Raw genomic sequence first — 16,609 nt, 5'->3', positions numbered from 1 at the left:
AAATTACTGCTGCTCGCTCCGCGCGATCGCGAGGAAGTCTTCGATGTGCAGTTGCTCGGCCCTGGCGGTCGGGGCGATCCCCGCAGCTTCGATGGTTTCGACGGTGCGTTCAGCGCCCAACACGGGCTGCAGCGCCTGCCGAACCATCTTGCGGCGCTGCGCGAATGCGGCGTTCACGAGTTCGAAGGTGCGCACGCGCTCCTCCTCCGTGCCGATGGCTTCGTCGCGCTTCGCATACGACACGAGCACGGAGTCGACGCCCGGCACGGGCCAGAAGACGCGGCGGCTCACGGTGCCGGCGATCCCCCACTCGCCGTACCAGGCGGCCTTCGCGCTCGGCGACCCGTACTCCTTGGAGCCGGGGCCCGCGGCGATCCGGTAGCCGACCTCGGCCTGCACCATCACGAGCCCGCGGTTCAGCTCTGGGATGAGCTCAAGCAGGTGCATGAGAATCGGCACCGACACGTTGTAGGGCAAGTTCGCGACGAGCGCCGTGGGCTGGCCCGGGAGCGTCGCGAGGTGCGCAGCCGAGAGATCGAGCGCGTCGGTGTGGATCACCCGAAAGCGATCAGCGGCCTCGGGCTGCATCGCGCGGATCGTGTTCGGCAGCTCGGCCGCGAGCCGGGAGTCGATCTCGATCGCGGTCACGTCTGCGCCCACCTCGGTAATACCGAGGGTGAGGGAGCCGAGTCCCGGCCCGATCTCGATGACCAGGTCACCGGATTCGACGCCGGCGAGCCGCACGATCTTGCGGACCGTGTTCGGGTCGATCACGAAGTTCTGCCCGAGCTTCTTCGTCGGCGAGACGTCGAGGCGTTCGGCGAGCTCGCGAACCTCAACCGGGCCCAACAGTGCGCTACTCATCGGTGTCCATCTCCCACGTGCCGTACACGCGTTCTGTGTTGGCGGCAAGCTGCTCGCACACGGCCTCAAGCGACTTGCCCTGCACCTCGGCAAGTCTGCGCACGGTGTGCGGTAAGAGGTACGGGGCGTTCGGGCGGCCCCGGAACGGCTCCGGGGTGAGGAACGGCGCGTCGGTTTCAACGAGCACGAGTTCGGGCCTTGCGACCTCGAGTGCCTCGCGCAGCGCGGGTGCGTTCTTAAACGTCATGGTGCCCGCGAACGACATGTACCAGCCGCGCTCGTTGCAGATGCGCGCGAGGGCTGCGTCGCCCGAGAAGCAGTGGAACACAGTGCGCGCTGGAGCCCCCACGCGGGTGAGGGTCGCGACGACCTCGTCGTGCGCATCGCGGTCGTGGATCTGCAACGCGATCGAGTTCGCCTTCGCGATCTCGATGTGCGTTTCGAACGACTCGTACTGCGCGTCGCGGCCGTCCTCGCCCGTGCGGAAGAAGTCGAGCCCGGTCTCCCCCACCGCGCGAACGCGGGGCTGCGTCGCGAGCCGCGCGATCTCTGACAGGTGCTCGGAGAGCTTCCCTGCCGCCGCGAGCCGTGGCGCTTCGTTGGGGTGTAGCGCGACGGCGGCGAGCACGCGGGCGTCGTTCGCGGCGAACTCGGCGCTCCAGCGGCTCGTTTCGAGGTCGGTGCCGACCTGCACGACGCCGCGCACGCCGACGGCCTCAGCCCGAGCGAGCGACTCGAGCGGGTCGAGCACCTCGCCGTCGAAGTCGAACTCCATGTGGGTGTGGTTGTCGTAGACGGGAAACGGCAGCGGTTCGGGGTTGTCGGGGCGCGGCTGCGCGCGATCCTTCGACGCACTCCCGCCGTCAGTGTTGCGCGTGCGCAGACCGCCAGCCGGGGTCTTGGAGGGCGTGCCGCCCTCGGCGGGGGTCACTTGCTATCGCCCTCGGTCTCGATCCGCGGGAAGAGCACGGCGAGGGGATGCTGCTGGGTCCCTGCAGGCAGGCGCCCCCAGGTGCCCGCCTCGCGGATGGGCTGCGCGTCGAGGTCGCCGAGCGTCTCCTCAGCTCCGAGCGCGTGCCAGAGCTTCGCGGTCGACTCGGGGATCACGGGGTGCAGCAGTTCAGCGAGCACACGCAGGCCGTCGGTGACGGTGTAGAGCACGGTGCCGAGCCGCTCGCGCTGGGCGTCGTCTTTCGCGAGCACCCACGGCTGCTGCTCGGTGATGTACCCGTTGAGTGCGTCGACGAGTTCCCATATCACGCTGAGCGCCTCGTGAATCGCGAAGTTGTTGATGTGCGCGTCAGCTTCGCTCGTGGCTCGTGCGGCGAGCTCGCGGATCGCGGCGTCTGCCTCAGTCTCCCCGCTCGCCTCGGGCACACGCCCTTCGAAGTACTTCACATTCATCGCGAGAAGCCTGCTTGCGAGGTTGCCGAAGCCGTTCGCGAGTTCAGCCTGGTAGCGTGCCGCGAGGTCCTCCCAGCTGAACGAACCATCGTGCCCGAAGGAGACGGCGCGAGAGAAGTAGTAGCGGAATGCGTCAGCTCCGAAGGTGTCGGTGATCTCGTTCGGCGCGATACCGGTGAGCTTCGACTTCGACATCTTCTCGCCGCCGACGAGCAGCCAGCCGTGCGCGAAGACGTTCGAGGGCACCTCGAGGCCGGCGGCCATGAGCATTGCCGGCCAGATCACGGCGTGGAACCGGAGGATATCCTTGCCGACGATCTGCACGGCGGGCCAGTGCTTGAGCTCGGCTGCCGGATCCTCGGGGTTCGCGCCGTAGCCGCGCGCAGTGATGTAGTTCAGCAGCGCATCGAACCAGACGTAGGTGACGTGCGAGGAATCCCACGGGATCGGGATGCCCCAGTCAAAGGAGGTACGTGAGATCGAGAGATCCTCGAGGCCCTGCTGCACGAATGCGATGACCTCGTTGCGCGCGCTCGCGGGCTGGACGAAGTCGGGGCGCTCCTCGTAGAGCGCGAGCAGGCGATCCTGGAACGCGCTCATCTTGAAGAAGTAGTTCTTCTCGTGGAGCAGCTCGAGCGGCTTCGAGTGGATCGAGCACACCTTCTCGCCCTCGTACGGACCTTCGCCGTCGACGATCTCGCTCTTCGGCTTGAACTCCTCGCAGCCGACGCAGTACAGCGCTTCGAACTCGCCGGCGTAGACGTGGCCGTCGTCGTGCAGGCGCTGCAGGAAGACCTCGACGCCGGCCTTGTGGCGCGCATCGGTCGTGCGGATGAAGTCGTCGTTCGAGATGTTGATGGTGTCGAGCAGCGGGATCCACGAGGTCTCGACGAGGCGGTCAGCCCACTCCTTGGGGTGGACGCCGTTCGCGGTCGCGGTGCGCAGGATCTTCTGGCCGTGCTCATCGGTGCCGGTGAGGAAGAATGTGTCGTCCCCCGCCTGGCGGTGCCAGCGAGCGAGGACGTCCGCTGCCACCTCGGTGTACGCGTGCCCGATGTGCGGGGCGTCGTTCACATAGAAGATGGGAGTGGAGACGGAGAACGAAGACGACTTGGCCATGGGTTCCATTGTATTGCCAGTGCGCGGTGCCCGAGACCGTATTACACGGTTGGCGGCTTTCCCGTCAATTCGGGCTGATTTTCGACGTGAATAGTCGGTGTGTGACGCACCGGGAAGTTCACGGAGCGAGCAATGAAGCAGTTTTCGTACGCCTCGGTGTGGGCAGCGAGGGCGGCCTCCACCATCGAAGCGTCTGCGACGGTGACCTCGGGCCGCAGCGTCACCTCAGTGAACTCGCCTCCGAGACCAGACTGCCGCATCACGCCGACGGCTGCGTCGGTGTATGCGGTGACGACGACCCCCGCCCGCACCGCCATGTGCAGGTATGACAGCATGTGGCACTGCGCGAGCGCAGTGACGAGTAGCTCCTCCGGGTTCCAGCGATCCCGGTCCCCGTGGAACGTAGGGTCGGCTGAGCCCGCGAGCTCGGCCTTCCCCTCGGCGCGAATGACGAGTTCACGGCCGTACTCGCGGTAGCCGCTGGTTCCCGAGCCGCGATTTCCACGCCACTCAACTTCAATGAGGTACTCGTGTTCATTACGCATAGCCCTATCGTAGAGTCCTCGGGGGTGCAGGAGTAAGGTTGAAGCATGAGCTCAGACATGTTGGAAGCAGAAATCACCCAGGAGCGGAAGCTCGTGACCGAGATCCCCGGGCCCCGCTCGCAGGAGATCCACGAGCGCCGCAAGCGCGTCGTTCCGCCCGGGGTGCACACGGTTTTCCCCGTCTACATTGAGCGTGCTCACGACTCGATCGTTGTCGATGTCGACGGCAACCAGCTCATCGACGTCTGCGGCGGCATCGGCGTAACCACCATCGGCCACACCGACGAGGCCGTTGTCGAGGCTGCCCGCGAGCAGCTCGGCAAGGTGACGCACACTCTCTTCACGATGAACGCCTACGAGCCGTACGTGCGCGTCGCCGAGCTGCTCGCCGAGCACGCACCGGGCACCGGCGACTACAAGACGCTGCTCATGAACTCGGGTGCCGAGGCCGTTGAGAACGGCGTGAAGATCGCGCGGAAGCACACCGGCCGCCCCGGCGTTGCTGTGCTTGAGCACGGCTACCACGGCCGCACGATGCTCACGAGCAGCATGAACCACAAGGGCGCTCCCTACGCGCTCGGCTACGGCCCGCGCGCCGGCGACGTCTACCGCGCACCGAACTCGCACCCGCTGCACGACGGCCTGACCGGCGAAGAGGCAGCGAAGCGCACGATCAACCACCTCGAGAAGACCGCGGGTGCCGCAGACCTCGCGTGCCTCGTTGTCGAGCCCGTGCAGGGTGAGGGCGGCTTCGTCGTTCCCGCTGACGGCTATCTCCCCGCGCTCGCCGCGTGGTGCAAGGATAACGGCATCGTATTCATCGCCGACGAGGTGCAGGCCGGCATGGCCCGCACCGGCAAGATGTTCGCCATCGAGCACTTCGGTGTTGAGCCCGACATCATCCTCACCGCGAAGGGTATCGCCGGCGGCCTCCCGCTGTCGGGCATCACCGGCCGCGCAGAGATCATGGACAAGTCGCTCCCGGGCGGACTGGGCGGCACCTTCGGCGGCAACCCCGTGTCGTGCGCGGCGGCCGTTGCCGTCTTCGAACAGATCGAAAAGCTCGACCTGCTCGCCGAGGGCCAGCGCATCGGGCAGACGTTCGGTGACGGCCTGCGCCAGCTGCAGTCCGAGTTCGACTGCATCGCGGAGGTTCGCGGCTTCGGCGCGATGCTCGCGATCGAGATCACGAAGCCGGGCACCCTCGAGGGCGACGCTGATCGCGTCTCGGCAATCATCGACTACGCCGGGAAGAACGGCGTGATCCTGCTCTCCGCAGGCCTCTACGGCGAGGCGATCCGATTCCTGCCGTCGCTGAAGATGACCGACGAGCTGCTGCTCGACGTCGTCAGCGTGCTGCGCGAGGCGCTCGCCGCGACCGCGTAGTTTCAACAGTACGAGAACCCCCGGACCAGTCGGTCCGGGGGTTCTCGTGTTTCGGGGCCCTCACAAAGGAGGGTCGAGCGGCCTCCGACGTCGGCGAGGAGTCCCGATGAGCGCGGCCTGCACGAAGCCGACGGTGCCCGATTACGCTGGGCCGCGCTCAGAAGCCATGACCTCAGCGAAGTCATGAGTGATCGGCAGCAAAAAGGCCATGACCTCGCTGAGGTCATGGCCTTTGAGCGCTCCTTATCGCTGAGTTCTGCACCTGAGTTGTGAGGAGCCTGTTTCGGGGCCGAGTGGGGCCCGGCGCGGAGCTACCGCACCGCGATCTCGTCGACGATGCCGGCGAGATCCTCGACCCGGTGCGCGAAGCGCCCGAGAAAGAGCCCGTCGACGCTGTCGCCGAGCTCCGCGAGCGTTCCCCTTTGGGCGCTGCCGCCGTAAATGATCTGCGCCGTTCCGGTAAAGTTCGCGTCGAGCCACCCACGCAGCTGCTCCGCAACGGCGCGCACATGCGCGGCCCCCGCTGGCTTCGGCTGGCCGATCGCCCACTCGGGCTCGTAGGCAACGACAATCTCGCTGCTACTCGACACACTGCGCGCATAGCCGAGGGCCTCTGACAGCTGGGCGATGCACTCCCGTGCCGCGTCTGCTGCAGAGCCCTCTGCAGCCTCGCCGATGCAGAGCACTGGGGTGATGCCGTTGCGGAACGCTGCCTCGAGCTTTCGCCCCACCACCGTCGCGTCTTCACCAAAGATGCGCTTGCGTTCGGCGTGGCCGACCTCGACGTAGCGGCACCCGAGCTCGGCGAGGTCCGCGCCGCTCACCGACCCGGTGAATGCGCCACGGTCTTCCCAGTGCAAATCTTGTGCACCCCAGGCAACGCCCGTGCCGTCTAGCTCGGTGCTACTCGCCGCAAGTGACGGAAGCGACGGCAGTACGAAGAGCTGTACCCGCCCGTCGGCAAGCGCCGGATGGGTGTGTGCAAGCTCGCCAACCGACCGCGCCCAGGAGCGGGTGCTCGCGACATCAAGATAGAGCTTCAGGCTCACGCCGAGGATCGGCCGGGGGCGACCACCCTCGACTGACGATGCAACTGCGGTACTACTCACAGCTACCGGTCTGCTCGTAGCCCTCGATCTCCGCGACTTTCTCGGCAGACGCCGACGCGGGGTCAAACTCGTAGCCGAGCCACTCGCGCGCGAGGCGACGGGCAAGCTCGAGTCCGACGACGCGCTGGCCAAAGGTGAGCACCTGCGCATTGTTGCTCAGCACGCTGCGCTCGACGCTGAAGCTGTCGTGCGCGGTGACGGCCCGGATGCCGGGCACCTTGTTTGCGGCGATGGCGACGCCAAGGCCGGTGCCGCACACGAGCAGCGCGCGGTCAGCTTCGCCGTCGCGTACGAGCTCGGCTGCAGCCACTGCGACCCGCGGGTACGGCGTGCGGCCGTCAGCTGCAACACCGACGTCGGTCACCGAGATGACCCGCGGGTCGTTCTCGAGATCCTGCTTCAGCGCTTCCTTGTACTCGTAGCCTGCTTCATCTGCACCGATAACGATGCGCCACTTGGCGGTCATGCTTCCTCCTGCGAGTTCTGGTGTTAGTTCGAGTTCGAGTTGTCGAGCACTGCAGCGATCGCGCGCATCGCGTGCACGAACGAGACGGCTCCCGGGTCGGGAGTACCGAGGCTCTTTTCCGTGTGCGGGCGCGCACGGCCCATGCGCGGCAGCAGGTCTGCTGTCGCGTCGGATGCCGACTGTGAGGCGGCAACGGCGGTGTTCCAGGCGGCGACGAGCTTCGCGCCTCCTGCGACCTCGGCGGTGAGCACGTCAGCGAATGGCACGAGGGCGTCGACGAGAGTCTTATCGCCGACCTCGGCCTTGCCGAAGCGCTGCACCTCTTCGCGAGCGGCCTGGGCCGCACGGGCGATCGTCGCGGCGTCAGGTGCGGTGTCACCGATCACGCGGGCCGCAGCACGCAGCCCGGCGCCCCAGAGTGCGCCCGAGGTTCCGCCGGCCTTGTCTGCCCACTCATCGGCGGCGTAGGCCAGCACCACGCCCGCGTCAGCACCAGCGGCTGCTGCCGCGTTGGCGGCGACGGCTGCGGCACGCGAGCCACGGCGCATTCCGATGCCGTGATCACCGTCGCCGGCGATCGAGTCGAGCCGACCGAGCTCGTCGGCCTCGCGCTCGATCACTGTCTCAATGGCGAGGATCGCGGCGGTCGCGGCCTCGCCCGCGGCGGCTGCTTCGGGGGTCGCGGCGGGTGCGAGCTGCACGAGTTCGTCCTCGCCTGCGGCAACCGCGTCGGCGAGCTCGCTCGCGGGCACGAAGCCCTTGCGGAACGCCGGTGTGTGTGCGGGGGCGCGCCACGCCTGCTCGAGCTCCTCGTCAAGCCACATGAGGGTGAGCGACAGGCCAGCCATCTCGAAGCTGGTCGCAAACTCGCCGACCTCGGGCTCGACCGCCTCGACGCCGTGTGCTTCGAGCTCACGTGCGACCGAGCGCCACACGACGAACAGCTCCTCCGACTTCACTGAGCCGAGGCCGTTGATGATCGCCGCTACCTTTGCCCCGCGCGTCTCGGTGACGCCCTCGGGCAGCTCGCCCAGCAGCGAGTCGACGAAGAACTTTCCGAGGTCATCCGCGCTCGGGATCGGACGCATCTCGATGCCGGGCTCACCATGAATGCCCATGCCGACGGCCATCTGCCCGGCCGGCACGGTGAAGACGGGCTCGGTTGCTCCGGGCAGCGTGCACCCGGTGAAGCCGACGCCGATCGAGCGAGTGCGGTCGTTCGCGCGCTGCGCAACGTCAGCGACTGCGTCAAGGTTGTAGCCCGCGCCAGCAGCCCAGCCTGCGACCTTGAAGACGGGGAGGTCACCGGCGATGCCGCGCCGGCGGTGCTCCTCACCCTTGGGGGCGGAGAAAATGTCGTCGGTGACGCGCACGGTGCGGGTGGGGATCCCCATCTCGCGCAGGCGCTCCTGAGCGAGATCGAAGTTCAGTGCGTCGCCCGCGTAGTTGCCGTAGCTCAGCAGCACACCGGCGGGGGTCGCGACCGAGCGGGCTGCCGAGAGCACCTGCTGGCTCGACGGCGACGCGAAGATGTTGCCCATCGCGGCCGCGTGGGCGAGGCCCTGGCCGATGAAGCCGGCGAATGCCGGGTAGTGGCCCGAGCCGCCGCCGATGACAACCGCCACTTCACCCTCGGGGGTCGCGCTTCGCCGGGCAGTCCCGCCGGGCACGAGACGTACCAGCGAAGCGTTGGCAGCGACGAAACCCTCAGCCGCTTCCTCTGCAAATGCGGCCGCGTCGTTCATTAGGTAACTCATGGTCCCCCTCCTGGGGTGTGGTGATGGTTGGTTTGAAGTTCTGGTCGGTGGGAGCGCGTGTTTAGGCGTGTTCTCGGCCCGCGGGGGCGCCCGCGCGGGTGTGCTCAGGGTTGTCGGCGAGGTTGCCCGTGAGCTTGGTCACGGCCGCGGCGAGGCTGTCGTCCGTGCCGACGTTGCCGGGGAACACGACGTAGGGAATGCCCTGGGCCGGTCCGTCGACCGCGCGCCACACCGAAACCAGTCCGGGGAAGAGGGATCCCGCGACCCAGGCGCGCTCGATACCGAGCCCCTTCGTAGCGATGTCGCTCGAGGTGATGCCACCCTTGGCAATCACAAAGCTCGGGCGCTGCTTGGCGAGAATTCCGCGGGTGACCGCGACGAGCGCCTCCGAGACGCCGCGCGCGATCGCAAGGCTCTCTTCTGGATCGCTGGTGCTGACAAGCGTCCGGCTCGTCTGCAGGATGACGTTGCCGGTTGCGAGCGCAGCAACGCACTGTTCGGTCGCGCGGCGGATCGCCTCGTGTGGATCGGCCGGGGCGATGAGCTCAGCGACGTTGAGTTCGATGGCAACGGCCGTGGGGTGCGCCGTGCGCAACGCGCCCAGCTGCCGGGTCGTGACCGCGGTGTGGGAGCCGACGACGATGAGGCCGCCGCCCGCGGCGTCGAGGCCGCCGCCCGTGGGGGCGTGGGATCCGCCCGCAGGGGCGAGGGATCCGGTGGTCGCGTCGTCGAGTGGGCCTTTGATGGGGGTGCTCGGTTCTTGCCCGATGCGGGCCCGCACGAAGGGCGGGCCTACCCGGTAGATGTAGCTGCGCCCCTCTGCCTCAACGAGTTCGAGGCCGAGCGCGAGCTGTCGCATGTCGTCCTCGACAACGGCGTCGGCGACGATGGTGCTGCCCAGAGCGGCAGCGCGCAGCTGTGCCGCGATGGCCTCGGCCCCGGCACGGATTGTCGTCAGCCGGAGCTCGACGACGTCGCTGGCTGCGAGTGATCCACCGCTCTTTTCCGACACCCAGTCGGCTAGCCGCGATGACCGGAACCCGAAGGTAGCGTCGCGGGCGAATTCGCTCTCTCCCACCGGTACCCACTGGCCGTCTTCGACGGTGTAGTGGATCCCGTCGATGGATACTCGCTTCGCCTCGGGGAATGCGGGAACCACGACGACGCCGTGCGGTCTCGTGTGGCCTGCGGCTTCGAGCGCGGCTGCGATCGTGTCTGGTTCGAGCGGGAAGTGCCCGCGCAGTGTCGAGTCGCCACGGCTCACAAAGCCGAGCCGCTTGCCGCGGGTCTCGGCGGCGGCGAGGGCCGCGGTCACCACCTCACGGTTGATGCGAGCTGCGGTCGCCTCGTCAAAACTCCTGGTATTCGTCAGCACATAGACCGCGGGAGCCCCGGTGTCGAGCGCCCACTCAAGATCCGCTGCCCGCCAGTTCGCGAGCACGGGGAGACCTGCGACTGCCTGCGTGCCGGTCGGGTCGTCGTCGAGCACAATGAGCACGCGACCGGACTGCGAGACGCGTGCCGCGACCTCTGCCGCGGCGACCGGGCGTACTCCCGGCTGTGCCGAGAGCAGGATCTCGAGGTTCATGGTCTTCTTTCTCCGTGGGGCACACTGGGCGCAGTCGCACAGTCGCGCAGTCGCACAGTCGCACAGTCGCACAGTCGCACAGTCACGCTGACGTGGGTGGTGGTGCGAGGCCCGGGTCTCCCCCGGCCCCGCACCACCCCGGGTACTACTTGTTTTCGAGCAGCAGGTCAGCCTTTGAGCTGAAGAAGCGGGTGCCCCACATCATTGCCGCTGCGAGGAACGCGAACAGGCCGAGCGAGACGACGCCCCAGGCACCGCTGTCGGTCGGAACCGACTCGTTGATCGAGGTGCGCATGATCGGTGCCACGAAGCCGCCAAGGTTACCCAGCGAGTTGATGAGACCGATGCCAGCTGCTGCTGCAGCGCCAGCGAGGAACGAGGTCGGGAACGACCAGGTGATCGGCCCCGTCGAGAGGAACGCCGAGACAGCCACGGTGATCGCCGCGATGCCGAGCAGCGCGTGCCCGTTCGCGCCGGCCCAGGCCGAGAGGAGAATCGCGATACCGGTGATGAGGAAGAACATCGTGCCCCAGTTTCGGCGGCGCACGATCGTGTTCGCGTTCTTGCCGACGTAGTAGCAGACGAAGAGGCCGAAGACCCACGGGATAGCGGAGACGAGGCCAACCTCCCAGCCGACGCTCTTGCCCATGAGGCCCGCAACCTGCTGCGGCAGGTAGAATGTGGTGCCGTACACAGCGATCTGGAGGCAGAAGTAGATGACGGTGAAGTACCACACCTTCCAGCTGAGCAGCGCAGGGAGAATGCCGCGGGGGCCGTCGGCGTCCTTCACCGCGTCTTCGTGATCCATGACGGCCTTCATCGCGGCCTTTTCATCGTTCGAGAGGAACTTTGCCTTCTGCGGTGAATCCACGAGGAAGAACAGCGCGGCGATACCGGCGACAACCGCCATCATGCCCTCAACGAAGAACATGACCTGCCAGCCGTGCCACGGCGTGAACTGGTCGCCGAAGCTGATGAGGCCACCCGAGAGGGGTGCTCCGAGCATCTGCGAGAACGGCTGCGCAAGGTAGAAGATCGCGAACAGCGCAACCCTGCGCTGGTTCGGGAACCACTGCGCGAGGAACATGATCACGCCGGGGAAGAGGCCCGCCTCGGTGACGCCGAGGAGGAAGCGCAGGATAACGAACGACGTGTCGTTGGTGACCCAGGCGAACGCTGAGGCCACAATGCCCCAGGTGATCGCGATGCGGGCCAGCCAGAAGCGGGCGCCGAACTTGTCGAGCAGCAGGTTCGAGGGGATCTCGAAGATCGCGTAGCCGATGAAGAAGATACCGGCGCCGAGCGCGTAGGCGCCCGCGGTGATCCCGCGGTCGATCTCGAGCGCTTCCTGCGCAAAGCCCACGTTGGTGCGGTCGAGGAACGCAACGAAGTAGAGAATGATGAGCATCGGCATGAGACGGCGGGTCGCCTTCTTGATGCCGGACGCGAGATGCGGGCTGCTCAGCAGCTCCTTCGCGTCGGTGTTGGTAGTTGACATCTGTGTGAACTCTCCTTTGAGATAAACCGGGACAGTAGTGAGAAGAATGGGGGTGGGTTGCCGCAGCCGGGGCTGCGGCAACCCGGTCAGATCATCGCGCGGATGAGCAGCACGGCTCCGATGGTGACGCACACCACGCCGATGGCGAGGAATGCGATGCGACCTTTGGTCCAGCCAGCAAACATAGCGATGCTCCTAGTGCATGTAGAGGCCGCCGTCGACGTTCAGGGTCTGACCCGTCACGAAGCCGGAGTCCTCGCTAATGAGGTATGAGACAGCAGCAGCAATGTCACGCGGCGAGCCGATGCGCGGCAGTACGCCGTCGGCAGCCATCGCGGTCTTGCGCTCATCGGTGAGCGTGCCGCCCATGATGTCGGTGTCGATCGGGCCGGGCGAGATGCAGTTCGCGGTGACGCCGAGCGGGCCGAGCTCGCGAGCGATCGAACGCATCAGGCCGATGACGCCGGCCTTCGACGCGGAATATGGCGTCTTCGAGAAGGTGCCGCCGCCGCGCTGCGCGGAGACCGAGGAGATCCCGACGATGCGGCCGACGCCGTTCTTTGCGAGGGTCTGTGCGACGCGCTGCGTGGCCCAGTGCACGCCGTCGAGGTTCACGGAGATGACCCGCTCCCACTCTTCAGGGGTGACCTCGAGGTACGGCACCGGCGAGGCGACGCCGGCGAAGTTCACGATCGCAACGATCTGCGGAAGCTCTGCCTCGAGCTTGTCGATCGCGGCGAAGGTTGCCTCGCGGTCAGCGATGTTGGCTCCGACGCCGAAGGCCTTGACGCCGTGGGTCTCTGCAACCTCTTCGGCGGTCTTCGCCGCTGCCTCGGCGTCGACGTCGAGGATGCCGACGTTCCAGCCCTGTTCAGCCAGGTAGAACGCCGTGTAGCGGCCGATGCCGCGCGGGCTTGCTGCGCCGGTCAGAATGACGGTGCGCTCTGCGGGGAAAATCTCAGTCATGTTGCTTCCTTTTGAATTCGCGGGCAGCGGTTAGCTGTCGGCCTGCGCCGGGTCAGCCGAGTGGATCGGGGCGGGCCCCAACTTGTCGATGAGCTTCTGCATTTCGACGTACGCGCGGTTGCGGTACGCGATGAGCTCGGGGGTGCGGTCTGCGGGGACGTCGAGGAAGCCTGCGCCGGTCTTCGTGCCGAGCTTTCCGGCCGATACGAGGTCGTCGAGGATCTTCGGGGTGGCGAAGCGCTCGGGGAACTCGGTCTGGAGCGAGGCGTAGCAGAACGAGTAGACGTCGAGGCCAGCCATGTCGGCGATCGCGAACGGCCCGAAGAATGGCAGGCGGAAACCGAAGGTCGTGCGTACGATCGTGTCGATGTCATCGGGCGTTGCGACGCCCTCTTCAACGAGCTGGGTTGCCTCGTGGAAGAGCGCGTACTGCAGGCGGTTGAGCACGAATCCGGTTGCGTCCTTCACACGTGCGGTCTCCTTGCCGGTCGCGCGCACGAGCGCCTCGACCGTGGGCAGGAGGCTCTCATCGGTGCCGGGGTGTGGAATGAGCTCCACGCCTGGGATGAAGGGCGAGGGGTTTGAGAAGTGCACACCGAGAAAACGCTCGGGGTGCACGACTGCTTCGGCGAGCTTCGCGATGAGGATCGTTGAGGTGTTGCTGCCGATGATGGCGTTGGGGCTTGCTGCCTCCGAGATCCGCTTGAGCGTTGCGTGCTTGATCTCGATCTTCTCGGGGACTGCCTCCTCGATGAAGCTCGCGCCAGTCACGGCGTCCTCGATGGTCGCGGCGGTGATGCGCTCGGCGATCTGCTCCGGGGCACCCTCGGGGAAGAGGCCGTCGGCGACGAACTGGGTGGCCTCGGTGATGAGGCGCTCGCGGGCCGCGGTTGCGACGTCAATGTCGATGTCGGCGATACGCACGTCGGCTCCTGAGAGGGCGAGGACCTGTGCGATCCCGCCTCCCATGTAACCGCTTCCGACAACCGCGTAGACCGGGCGGGTGCTCTGTTCAGTCATTGTCGAACTTCCTTTGCTGAATTGCTTACTTGGCTGCCGGGAGCAGGGTCTGCAGGTAGCGGCGGTTTGTTGCGCAGACGCCGAGGCTGTCGCCGCCGTACTGCTCCATCAGGAACGGGCCGTTGAAGCCGAGCTCAAGCGCGAGATCGACAACCGCACGGTAGTTGATGAGGCCGAGCTCCATGCTCGTTGGCGTCGAGGTGAACCAGCTGCCGTCAGCGGCCTCATCGCGCGAGTAGTTTTTCACGTGCCAGTAGTTCGCGTACGGCAGCGTCTTCGCGTGCATTTCGCGCCAGTCCTCGATCGGCCGGTGCAACCGAACCAGGTTACCAATGTCGGGGTTCAGGCCGACGTTGTCGAGGCCGATCTCTTCGACGAGCTGCACCGCGCTGTCGGCGGTGCCGAGGTAGGTGTCTTCGTACATTTCCAGCGACATCTGCAGGCCGACCGACGCGGCGTGCTCGCCGAGCTCACGGAGGCGGCTCACTGCGAGGGCGCGGGTGGCTGCGTCATCGGGGTCGACGGGGCCCTGCGCGGTCCAGAACCAGAGTGCACGCTGCTGCGCCTCGGTGAAGGGCTGGTGCAGGCCGGTCGAGAACACGCTCATCCCCTGCTCAGCCGCCGCGTCGATGGCGCGGTGTGCGTAGGCGAGGTTCTGCTCTCCCTTGCCCGGCTGGATCACGCTCTGGCGCTGAACATGCACCGAGATTGGTGAGACTCCGTGGCTCTTCGCGATCTGCACGAGTTCAGCACGGCGTGTGGGCTCGAGGTCGGCAGGCCGAATGTGGCTGTCTGCGATCTCGACTGCGGTGAATCCGAGCCCTGCGATGGTGCGGAACACGCGATCCCACTCCTCTGCCGGGGCATCGTGCAGGCGAGTGCCGTCAGGCAGCTGCTGGGCGAAACCGTGCATGCAGGTGGCAATAGGCCAGGTGTCACGGTTGAGGTCGATGTTCTTCGGCGTGGAATTCACTAATGCTCCGTTGGATCTAGCAGATCGAGTTCGTTGGAATCTCGCTCCATAGATCCTATAGGAAATATCCTGTAGGTCAATCGCGCCAAAAAAGGCCTCCTTCGGGCCAGCGCCCCCGCCGTGGGGAGCGGCGCGGGTGCCGCGCTGGAGCGACGCCGGAGCCGCGCCGGAGCCGCCAGGGAGTCGCGCGGCAGCCGCGCCGGAGCCTCGAGGGAGTCGCGCAGCAGCCTCGTCGGAGCCGCGTGGACGGGACCTAGACGCCTTCGGGGTCGAGCCCCAGAGCTCGTCGCCGCACCTGCTCGACGTGGTGTCGCATCGCTTCTTCCGGGGTGACGCCGTCAGCGGTGCCCTCGAACGCGCGCAGGATCAGCTCGTGTTCAGCGAGCGCCTCGCCCGCGTCTGGCACGCCGCTGTGCACCACCTGCCGCATCCGGTGCAGCTGCGCGCCGAGCGAGTCCGACATGCTCGACACGTAACGGTTGCCGCAGTGCTCGAAGATCACCCGGTGAAAGGCAGTGTCCTTCGCATAAAAGTCAGACGCGGCCTCAACGTCACCCTCGTTGGTGCCGTCGTCCACGTGGTCGAGCACCCGCTCGACAGTCACACGGTGCGCCTCGTGCGCTTCACGGAGGCGCTCGATGAGCCGCGGGGTAGCCGGCGTCGCGAGTCTGGCTGCGGTGGTCTCCAGCATGGTTCGGGCCTCAAGCAGCTCCCCGTACTGTTTCGCGCTGAGCGGCGGTGCCACCCGGTAGCCCTTCAGCGCCTCGCGGGTGACAAGGCCCGTGCGCTCGAGCTCGACGAATGCCTCACGGACGGGGGTGGGCGACACCCCAAGCTGCCTGGCGAGAGTGTCGATGCCGAGCCGCGTGCCCGGCGCAACCGTCCCCTCAAGCAGTAGCTTCAGAATGCGCTCATAGACGTGATCTCGGAGCCCCACCCGCGGCGCCGTCGGGCCGAGCCCAGCAAAGGCTTCAGTCTCCGGCAGATACGTGGTCATGTTGCCCTACTCACACTTCTTTCTCGCTGAGGATCCCCGCCCGTTCGGCGAATCTACCTTTGAGGTTACCGTGACGCAGGCAACTCTTCCGACCTTTGGCGCGCTGCGCCGCGGCCAGCTGACGAGCCTACCGGCTTCCTCCACCGCGCGAACACCCGCACCGCAGCGGCGAATCTCTTTACCCAGCCGCCTCGTTCAGCCCGAGCAACAACGTCCGGAACGTGAGCGCCGCGACCTGCGATTCATCGCGGTCAAGCTCACGCTCCGCCGCCCCGGCGAGGCCACCAAGCCTCCGGTCGGCCTCCGCAATCGCCGAAAGTAGGGCACTCACGATCTCGCGGACCTCCTCGCGTCGACCAGGAACTCGCTGGCCGAACAGCATCGCTTCGACCGAGAGCGTCACTGCCCTCGCGATCGCGGCGTGCTGCTCCGAGAGCTCACGTTGCTGCTCCGCGCCCGCCTCCTGCGCAGCCTCGGGGGCACCCGTGCGATCGCGCACCGGGTCATGCTGCGGCACCCCGACGCCACTGAGCGCCTCCGTGGCCTCCCGGAGCGCGGCGAGAAAAGTCTGCTCCTTCGAACCAAAGTGGCTGTACACGGCACCCTTGGTAAAGCCGGCGGCCTGCGCGATGTCTTCGAGCGAGACGCCCGCATAGCCGCGCTCCGCAAACAGTCGAGCGGCCTGCTCAAGCAGGCGCTCCTTCGTGCTCCGCGGGCGGGAGCGCTGCTCCACCCAGGCGCTCGCCTGGGCCAGCGCCTGCGCGGCAGCGAGCAGCCCCTTGGTGACCCCGGCCTCCGCCTGGGTTCCGGCCGCCCCGAACGACTGGCCGAACTGCCCCGCGGCGTCTGCCAGCGCGCGCGCCGCGTCCCGCATTCGCTGCTCACCGGTCGGGTCGCTGGGCCCGCTGTATTTCGAG

Annotated in this window: 15 protein-coding genes; 1 reads left to right on the top strand and 14 read right to left on the bottom strand. The window is 67.0% G+C overall.

The genetic code is table 11. The annotated features are described in order from the left end of the window. Positions 1 to 3: 3 nt before the first annotated feature. The 4 genes from rsmA to ACI1US_RS06720 are packed head-to-tail and all read right to left on the bottom strand — an operon-like array spanning position 4 to position 3,932. Positions 4 to 864 (bottom strand): 16S rRNA (adenine(1518)-N(6)/adenine(1519)-N(6))-dimethyltransferase RsmA, encoded by an 861-nt coding sequence (gene rsmA / locus ACI1US_RS06735; protein WP_416549817.1) that lies wholly within the window; start codon positions 862 to 864, stop codon positions 4 to 6. Then, complete coding sequence (locus ACI1US_RS06730) at positions 857 to 1,795, bottom strand: TatD family hydrolase (protein ID WP_416549818.1); 939 nt, start codon at positions 1,793 to 1,795, stop codon at positions 857 to 859. Before ACI1US_RS06730 ends, rsmA begins: the two co-directional genes overlap by 8 nt. After that, on the bottom strand, positions 1,792 to 3,387 hold the full coding sequence (gene metG, locus ACI1US_RS06725; protein ID WP_416549819.1) for a methionine--tRNA ligase: 1,596 nt from the start codon (positions 3,385 to 3,387) through the stop codon (positions 1,792 to 1,794). The genes ACI1US_RS06730 and metG overlap by 4 nt, the downstream gene beginning before the upstream one ends. 41 nt (positions 3,388 to 3,428) lie before the next feature. Then, on the bottom strand, positions 3,429 to 3,932 hold the full coding sequence (locus ACI1US_RS06720; RefSeq protein ID WP_416549820.1) for an OsmC family protein: 504 nt from the start codon (positions 3,930 to 3,932) through the stop codon (positions 3,429 to 3,431). A gap of 45 nt (positions 3,933 to 3,977) precedes the next feature. On the opposite strand from ACI1US_RS06720, the gene ACI1US_RS06715 reads away from it, so the two are divergent. Continuing rightward, positions 3,978 to 5,318: an aminotransferase class III-fold pyridoxal phosphate-dependent enzyme gene (locus ACI1US_RS06715; protein ID WP_416549821.1), complete on the top strand. Its 1,341-nt coding sequence runs from the start codon at positions 3,978 to 3,980 to the stop codon at positions 5,316 to 5,318. A 311-nt stretch (positions 5,319 to 5,629) separates the two neighbouring features. Here the strand turns inward: ACI1US_RS06715 and ACI1US_RS06710 are convergent, their stop codons facing one another. The 10 genes from ACI1US_RS06710 to ACI1US_RS06665 form a co-directional block, all read right to left on the bottom strand. Beyond that, positions 5,630 to 6,427, bottom strand: coding sequence for a triose-phosphate isomerase family protein (locus tag ACI1US_RS06710; protein ID WP_461639221.1), 798 nt, complete (start codon positions 6,425 to 6,427; stop codon positions 5,630 to 5,632). After that, the gene (locus ACI1US_RS06705) at positions 6,420 to 6,893 is read right to left on the bottom strand and encodes a ribose-5-phosphate isomerase (protein WP_461639219.1); all 474 of its coding nucleotides are present in this window, start codon (positions 6,891 to 6,893) and stop codon (positions 6,420 to 6,422) included. The genes ACI1US_RS06710 and ACI1US_RS06705 overlap by 8 nt, the downstream gene beginning before the upstream one ends. Positions 6,894 to 6,916: 23 nt before the next feature. Then, positions 6,917 to 8,650 (bottom strand): dihydroxyacetone kinase family protein, encoded by a 1,734-nt coding sequence (locus tag ACI1US_RS06700; protein WP_461639217.1) that lies wholly within the window; start codon positions 8,648 to 8,650, stop codon positions 6,917 to 6,919. Positions 8,651 to 8,711: 61 nt separating this feature from the next. Continuing rightward, on the bottom strand, positions 8,712 to 10,238 hold the full coding sequence (locus ACI1US_RS06695; RefSeq protein ID WP_461639215.1) for a four-carbon acid sugar kinase family protein: 1,527 nt from the start codon (positions 10,236 to 10,238) through the stop codon (positions 8,712 to 8,714). A gap of 145 nt (positions 10,239 to 10,383) precedes the next feature. After that, complete coding sequence (locus tag ACI1US_RS06690; RefSeq protein WP_461639213.1) at positions 10,384 to 11,736, bottom strand: MFS transporter; 1,353 nt, start codon at positions 11,734 to 11,736, stop codon at positions 10,384 to 10,386. A 195-nt stretch (positions 11,737 to 11,931) separates the two neighbouring features. Continuing rightward, positions 11,932 to 12,702 carry an SDR family NAD(P)-dependent oxidoreductase gene (locus ACI1US_RS06685; protein ID WP_461639211.1) on the bottom strand — a complete coding sequence of 257 codons (771 nt, stop codon included), beginning with the start codon at positions 12,700 to 12,702 and terminating at the stop codon, positions 11,932 to 11,934. Between the two features lie 30 nt (positions 12,703 to 12,732). Continuing rightward, the gene (locus ACI1US_RS06680) at positions 12,733 to 13,722 is read right to left on the bottom strand and encodes a 3-hydroxyacyl-CoA dehydrogenase family protein (protein ID WP_461639209.1); all 990 of its coding nucleotides are present in this window, start codon (positions 13,720 to 13,722) and stop codon (positions 12,733 to 12,735) included. Between the two features lie 25 nt (positions 13,723 to 13,747). Continuing rightward, entirely contained in the window at positions 13,748 to 14,695 is a 948-nt protein-coding gene (locus ACI1US_RS06675; protein WP_461639207.1) for a sugar phosphate isomerase/epimerase family protein, read from the bottom strand. A gap of 253 nt (positions 14,696 to 14,948) precedes the next feature. Next, positions 14,949 to 15,692 (bottom strand): GntR family transcriptional regulator, encoded by a 744-nt coding sequence (locus tag ACI1US_RS06670; protein ID WP_461639205.1) that lies wholly within the window; start codon positions 15,690 to 15,692, stop codon positions 14,949 to 14,951. A 178-nt stretch (positions 15,693 to 15,870) separates the two neighbouring features. Further along, positions 15,871 to 16,609, bottom strand: a 739-nt coding sequence (locus ACI1US_RS06665; protein WP_461639203.1) for a TetR/AcrR family transcriptional regulator, incomplete at its 5' end; no start/stop codon positions are given.

It is taken from the genome of Leucobacter sp. BZR 635 (assembly GCF_048061935.2).
Taxonomy (GTDB): Bacteria; Actinomycetota; Actinomycetes; order Actinomycetales; family Microbacteriaceae; genus Leucobacter.
The sequence above is the reverse complement of the archived record's forward strand: the minus strand, read 5'-3'. Positions and strand labels throughout refer to the sequence as shown.

Coding starts and splice junctions, on each gene's coding strand:
- rsmA (WP_416549817.1), bottom strand. CDS start 864: ATGAGTAGCGCACTGTTGGGCCCGGTTGAGGTTCGCGAGCTCGCCGAA.
- metG (WP_416549819.1), bottom strand. CDS start 3,387: ATGGCCAAGTCGTCTTCGTTCTCCGTCTCCACTCCCATCTTCTATGTG.
- ACI1US_RS06720 (WP_416549820.1), bottom strand. CDS start 3,932: ATGCGTAATGAACACGAGTACCTCATTGAAGTTGAGTGGCGTGGAAAT.
- ACI1US_RS06715 (WP_416549821.1), top strand. CDS start 3,978: ATGAGCTCAGACATGTTGGAAGCAGAAATCACCCAGGAGCGGAAGCTC.
- ACI1US_RS06705 (WP_461639219.1), bottom strand. CDS start 6,893: ATGACCGCCAAGTGGCGCATCGTTATCGGTGCAGATGAAGCAGGCTAC.
- ACI1US_RS06700 (WP_461639217.1), bottom strand. CDS start 8,650: ATGAGTTACCTAATGAACGACGCGGCCGCATTTGCAGAGGAAGCGGCT.
- ACI1US_RS06695 (WP_461639215.1), bottom strand. CDS start 10,238: ATGAACCTCGAGATCCTGCTCTCGGCACAGCCGGGAGTACGCCCGGTC.
- ACI1US_RS06690 (WP_461639213.1), bottom strand. CDS start 11,736: ATGTCAACTACCAACACCGACGCGAAGGAGCTGCTGAGCAGCCCGCAT.
- ACI1US_RS06685 (WP_461639211.1), bottom strand. CDS start 12,702: ATGACTGAGATTTTCCCCGCAGAGCGCACCGTCATTCTGACCGGCGCA.
- ACI1US_RS06680 (WP_461639209.1), bottom strand. CDS start 13,722: ATGACTGAACAGAGCACCCGCCCGGTCTACGCGGTTGTCGGAAGCGGT.
- ACI1US_RS06670 (WP_461639205.1), bottom strand. CDS start 15,692: ATGACCACGTATCTGCCGGAGACTGAAGCCTTTGCTGGGCTCGGCCCG.